The organism is Caballeronia arationis, from assembly GCF_001544975.2.
Lineage (GTDB): Bacteria > Pseudomonadota > Gammaproteobacteria > Burkholderiales > Burkholderiaceae > Caballeronia > Caballeronia arationis.
On record NZ_FCOG02000228.1, the window covers coordinates 1 to 6,129 of the forward strand.

Consider the following 6,129-nt stretch of genomic DNA (forward strand, 5'->3'; position numbering starts at 1 on the left):
AACGGCGATCAATACCTTCATCGCGAGTCGCCCGAGTACCGCGACGCCGTCAAGCGCAAGACCCACGCCTATCACGTCTTCATTCAGGCTGGCATCGTCTGCCAGGGACTGCTTCAGTACCTGGCAGCGGTATTCCCTTCACTCGTCTGGAGTTCCTTTGGATCCTGGCTGCGCACCATCCGTCCCGGCATCCCTCCATCGGAGTTGGTTGTCGCCAGTGCACTACGACAATGCCTGCCCGAATTTCTCGTGAATAGCGCCAAAACCAATTTCTTCGCGAAATTCATCGCCGAAAGGCAGGACCCTGACACCTTCGAGATGTTCCGACTGGCCACATAACCCCAAGACTGTGCCGAACTCGGCACTCTTGAGCACAGAGAGATCGATTCCTTTGAAGCGCAAGTTCAGAATGTCGAGACTGGCGCTAGCATGGCAAGCATATTAATCTAAGCCGATCGGCTGATCGTGGAACCGGCCTGTTTAAAGAGGAGACCGTCTTTCGTCCAATTGCACTCCCGCCATCGCGATGCGTTCGCGTACGACACTGATGGCTTGCTTGAGCGCATAGACGTCGCGAAGGTAGCGCATCGGCACGCTTATGCGGCTGGCCTGTGCGTCGAGCTCCTCGATTTCGTCGCGCCATTCGACGAGCAGATCGTTCGATGGCTGCTTGGTTCGCCAGATTTCATCCTCCAGCGATTTCAGCTCACGATACCAGACGACAAAGCGCTTTCGTATCCGTGCCTCCATCATTCTCGGTAGTGCTTGCAATATGCCGATGACCACCGCCATGAACGGAAGCAATATAAGCAAGCGTCTTTCGATAAAGCTCGCGAGCCAAAATGGAAGATAGCGCTGAAGGAATGGACGGCCAGATTTGAAATAGCGCTCGCTTTCATTAGAAACCGGGAATTCATCGGTATTCAGATTTGGGAATGCGCCAAGTTGCGTGAAGTAGTCTTCGCGCAAGTGGACGGTTTTGGCCGCGTCCAGTAACAAATAGATGAGTGCCGGATGCAAGCTATCTTTGGCCACCAGCAGCGCGGTGGAGGCTAGCAAGGTGACATCGTCTTTTGGACGATCATTCACCACGCTAGTCGACGCGCGTGGGAACGTTACTTTGGAAAGAGACGGGAACTTCTGGACGAGCGCATCCGCTTGGGCGAAGCTCATCAGTTTTAGGTCGCTGTTTAGCAGCATCTGCTGCATAGGAGCATCGGGTCTGCCGATAAAGAAAGCCGCATCCAGGCAACCTTCTTCGAGGCACGTATGCGCCTTGTTTGCATCGGCTTCAATCAACTGAGTGTTATCACGGGTGATGCCGCTATAGCCCAGCAATACTTGTGAAACGTGCAGCAACCCGCTCCCGGCCACACCGACGCCGACCCGCTTGCCACGCAGTTGGGCCAATCGGTTGACCGTATCATCACCTCGATAGAACACCCAAATCGGTTCATACGAGACGGCTGCGATGGTCTGCAAGTGATCAGTTTCCTGCGGCGTTGTCGTGCCCGATTGGATGAAGCCCACCTGATATTCGCTTGTGGAATCCTTCAGGCGCTGATAATTCTCGACCGAGCCGTGGGAGTTGCGTATTTCCAGCGTGACGCCGTCCCGTTTCAGGATGGGCGCATATTGGTCAGCAAAGCCGCGATAGATGCCTCGGTCAGCGCCCGTCGTAATGACGATCCTTGTCTGGAACGCCGGCTCAATGACCGAGAACAATCCCCAACCCAAGGCGGCCAGTATTAGGATCGCGCCAATGATGAGAAGTCGTCGGCGTTGCGGAGTGATCCGTGCTTTCTGGCCACGGAGAAGCGCTTGATGGTCCCCCGGCATCGTCTGTCCCCCTCGTCTGGTCACCCGCGCAAGATGGCCTCGTCAAGCGCGGTCTTGGTACTTTGCATTTTGCCATCCTCCGACACGATCCGTTCCAAAACTCCTAACCGCGCGAGCGATGATGGAACCATGGTTGAACGCCCGCATACAGGGATGGATGCGCTAGTGCCTGCAGCTTCGCACATCGAAACAGGGTAGTCTACAGCCATAACTTGATAAAGGCCTGCGCCCTCTCTTGCAATGGGCGGCCTCTGGCGCTTCTGGCAAGCCCGTGTCTGGTAAGTTGAGTTCGTCGTCAAGTTTCTCGCTGCGATCTATTCGGCTTCGTCAAAGACGCAATACGGGAGCTTTTCGCTGTTGGGTGCAAAACGCTTGTTTTGCGCGGGGCGGAACTTCTCTTCAAAATACCGAGCGCGTGCACTCGCCTCGAGCTCGCGAATGTAAGCCTGCGCAGCTCGCTGCAATTGGGAGAATTCGGGGAATCGTTTTAGATTTCAGACGGCACAAATCCTATTGAACCCATGCGATTGTCTGCAGAGCCCATCGACAGCCGTCACTTGATTCTTGCTCACTCTCTTCGATAATTTGGTGAACCACTGTAGCCCGCCAATCTTATATAAATTCCTACCTGTCTGCCCGAGGCGGCTGATCAATAGCCGACAACGACGGCTGTTCTTCGTCAGACCGGGTTCGACCATCTACGGACGCACCGCGGTGCCGCCTCTATGAATAGTGGGAAATCGCTTAAGAGCCCTGATCGGAAACTGCAAAGCCCCGCGCATTGCCGTCCACGAGTCCAGAGTTGGTACTAGGTCCAATAGCATTCCACCGGTAAGTCTACTAGTATAGATTGCAAGAGTCGGCCATCCATTGGCCCCGACGCGACCGGATGACTTGTCAGATTGCGGATTTAAAAATCAGATTGAATCTTCGCAACCATGCAGAAGGAGGTGCTGAATGAAGCCAGTCAAGCTGCTTAAGGTCATCGGCAGCGTACTCGCAGTCGCTGCGGCGTTCCACGTGTACGGGCAAACGAGCGATGGGGGAGCGATGGCGTCGGGACCGCAGGCGACGGCGCCGAGTGCGAAGGCTATACGAGCCGCTAACCGGCAATTGGCGAAGAATGTCTCTAATGCCATCGCGAAAACGGGGATACCGACATCAAAAATTTCTGTAAAGGCTAATCAAGGTAAAGTCATACTCAGCGGCTCCGTGCCCAACGCTAATCAAATTGCTCAGGCAGGCGAGGTCGCGCGAGGTGTGGCCGGTGTGGTTTCGGTCGACGACAAGCTCACGGTGGGCTACGAAGGACAATAGGGTGCTTATCCAGCTTCCAAATACGGCCGAACGGTAGTGTATGGCGGCACGACCAAAGGCCTGATGGGTGCCGTAGCCGACGCGGCTTTATCGGCGGGAGGGCAGGTGCACGGCGTCATCACCGAAAGCCTGCATCGGCGCGGGCATTCGCATTCGAGACTGGCTCATTGCGAGGTCGCTGCGACGCTAAGAGCGCGGAAAGCACGAATGGTCGAGCTTGCCGACGCCTTCATTGCACTACCCGGAGGTATCGGAACGATCGAGGAAGTCATGGAAGTGTGGACGATGAACCAGTTGCAGGAAATCGACAAACCGTTGGGATTGTTGAACACCGCGGAGTTCTTCACGCCCTTCATCGCATTCATCGATCATATGATCGAGCAAAGATTCTTGCCTTCAGCACATCGCGACTCCATCGCTATTCATTGTGAAGCGAGTAGATTGATCGACTCGTTACATCGGCATCCGGGCATCAACGTGCCCAAATGGTTGTAGCCGATGAGACCGTCAGGAGCATCACGAAATTGCACGGCTGCTTACCAGCATGGAGGAGACACTCGCCGGGCTAAAAGTGGGCGAGCTGTAAGACCGCTTCTGGCCGGGTCCCGGCACTCACTTGTTCGAACGTTCGAACCATGCTCGTTTTGCAGCAGACGGCAGCACGCGACCCACTACAGCCACCGGATCGTCCTCTTCGTCGACGACAGCTTTCAAAATATAACAGTCATTCGCCCGGCGACGTCGGGCGACGCCTGCTCGGCCTTCACGGAGGAAAAAGCGTAATCGCGTTGGGCTACGGAACCATCCCGCATGATGTTGATGCATTTGCCGGTGCCCGTATCGTTTGACGATCATGAAACCACGGGTTGGCCGGTCGCTCGTTCCTGCGCCTTCTTTTGAGCCGCGCGGATAAACAGGATAGCGTGGTCATGCAGAGTCCTTAGGCGCCGGAAGATCATGTCCTGCGCAGTCTTCCGTTTGGGCGCAGTCGCGCCCGGAGTGGCCGCGATGACGAGGTCGAGGACAAAGGCAATGGCGCGTGCAGCGTAGAGGTCGAGTTCTAGCGCGGGGGCATCGGGAAGTCCTGCGATCAACCTGCCGCCCAAGGCAAGTGGTAGCAGCTCACCACCACTCGCCCATTTGCTGAGGCGATTTTCATCAAAGGGCAGGAGGGTGCCGTCTGCGGAGGCTGCGCACAGGTCGAAATAAGACGCGGCGCCGCGCGACTGCTTGACGTTCTCAATCCAGTTGCCGAAGGGATGCTTGGATGGTTCGGCGAGTTGGACGATGTGGTCGAGGAACGCTTCCCGGTCGACGTTCTTGAAGTAGGCGTAAAAACCCGTTCCGACCAGGATGGCACCAAGCATCCGCTCGACAAGATCGTGAGTTGGCTTTGGGAGTGTTAGCGGTTGCTTCGTCCACCATACGTCGCGGTCATCAATCAGGTTGCCACCGCAATGAGGGCACGGGATGCCCGCCTTCACTACTTTGGCGAAGAATAGGTTGGGGACGGCCTCGAAGAGCCCGCAGAGCGATAGTAAGGTAGGTAGTAACGGGCCGTTGCTACTTCCGTGAACCATGGCGGCGATCTCGTTCGGGCCGACGTTGGGCCCGAACCGCCCCGCGATGGCTTTCAAGGTCGTGGGTGAGATGCGGTGTTTGCCCCGCACATGATTCACGAAGCTAGCGAAGTGGTCGCCAGTTAGTGCGCGCAACATCGCTTGGTGAGTGGGATAGTCCGACAGAACGCGCACCATGTACTCACGCGACGGCACGCCTTCCACACCAGGCGTGAGGCCTAGGGTTTTCGGAAAGAGCTTGAGCGGCCGGGCGATGACGAGCGGCCACAACGGCGATAGCACGTTTGCAAAGAGAATGTCGCCCAGCGTCATGTCGCTGATGGACGGCAGGTTTTCCATTTTTCAGAAGATATGCGTTGGGAGGATCGCAGATCATTCTCCTGTGCCAAGTCCTGGCACGCAACCACCCAAACGGAGAACTCTCATGAGCGACAACCAACAAGGCGCCGGCTGGCCCAGCAAGCACGACGGCCAGAAGTCGGGAGGCGGCCGCGACAACGCGCCCCCGAAGCGATAAACCTTTCGCAGCTTCGGCTGTTTGCCTCCAAGTCCTGCCCCGCTTCTTCCCGAGCGGGGCTTTTGTCATCGCTTCTGCGCTCTTGGGTGTGAGGCTGTCCGCCCGGCGCCGGTCGGCGCTACCCGACCCCAAGCGGACCTCCGGCATGTCGAGGCATCAGCGGCTCTTCGCAAAGTTAAGCGGACGTTCGTCGCAAGACTATGGGGGTCGTCGGACATTGTCGATATTGAGGCGAGCTGGGTTTTACGTCAGCAATGTGTTCGATTGCTGGCGGCGCCGGCATCTGTTGAAAGCGCCCTGCAGCTTGAAGTTGATCTTGTAGCCGCCGCCGATATCTTCGCTTCTCTTCAGGCCGCAGTAGCTGGAATAGATGCCGCCATCCTTGAGTTGATAGACGTGCCCCAGGTTAGGCGCTTGGGGCTGGAACGTTGCCGCCGAGGTGCTTTGATACAGCAGTCCAGTGTCGAGTACGCCGTAAAGCTAATCGACGATTGGGCATGGGCGGTGGTGGCGAACATCGCCAACTGTCACTGCGAACATGTTTCATGTCTGAAGCCGAACATCGCGGGTGTAAGACCCAACGTCTTACTCACCTTCTATCCGCTGGTGTGTAGCCAGCCCTATCCTGCGTGCGCATTGCGCCGGAATCGTGTGCGGGAACACGCCCGATCTTGAAACTGTTCGGCGCAACTCCCGCAGCAGGAAGTCGCGCACGAGGGGAGCCACTTCGCTCGTCCGCGTGACGAGAAAGAGGTGCCCGTCCTCGACAACATGAAGCGTCGCCTGACGGATACGGGACGCGAGAATCTTCGCGTTGACGAGCGGCACGATGGGGTCGTCGTCACCGTGCATGACGAGCGTTGGCTGGCGCAGGCA

General features: G+C 57.0%; 4 protein-coding genes and 3 pseudogenes. 3 read left to right on the forward strand and 4 right to left on the reverse strand.

The features are described from left to right. Positions 1–339: pseudogene (locus AWB81_RS46150) on the forward strand (IS4-like element ISCku4 family transposase); the annotation flags it as partial. Between the two features lie 141 nt (positions 340–480). Here the strand turns inward: AWB81_RS46150 and AWB81_RS39640 are convergent. Further along, complete coding sequence (locus AWB81_RS39640) at positions 481–1,839, reverse strand: TAXI family TRAP transporter solute-binding subunit (protein ID WP_062643741.1); 1,359 nt, start codon at positions 1,837–1,839, stop codon at positions 481–483. Between the two features lie 957 nt (positions 1,840–2,796). Between AWB81_RS39640 and AWB81_RS39650 the strand changes: the two genes are divergently transcribed. Beyond that, complete coding sequence (locus AWB81_RS39650; protein WP_062643743.1) at positions 2,797–3,156, forward strand: BON domain-containing protein; 360 nt, start codon at positions 2,797–2,799, stop codon at positions 3,154–3,156. Positions 3,157–3,186: 30 nt separating this feature from the next. Beyond that, positions 3,187–3,651, forward strand: a pseudogene (locus AWB81_RS39655) (LOG family protein); the annotation flags it as partial. A 356-nt stretch (positions 3,652–4,007) separates the two neighbouring features. Here the strand turns inward: AWB81_RS39655 and AWB81_RS39660 are convergent. From AWB81_RS39660 to AWB81_RS45345, 3 genes and pseudogenes are all read right to left on the reverse strand, one after another. Next, positions 4,008–5,075 (reverse strand): hypothetical protein, encoded by a 1,068-nt coding sequence (locus AWB81_RS39660; protein WP_062643745.1) that lies wholly within the window; start codon positions 5,073–5,075, stop codon positions 4,008–4,010. Positions 5,076–5,538: 463 nt separating this feature from the next. Next, positions 5,539–5,771: pseudogene (locus AWB81_RS47755) on the reverse strand (porin); the annotation flags it as partial. A 67-nt stretch (positions 5,772–5,838) separates the two neighbouring features. Continuing rightward, a partial coding sequence (locus AWB81_RS45345) for an alpha/beta hydrolase (RefSeq protein WP_200822624.1) occupies positions 5,839–6,129 on the reverse strand: 291 nt, incomplete at its 5' end.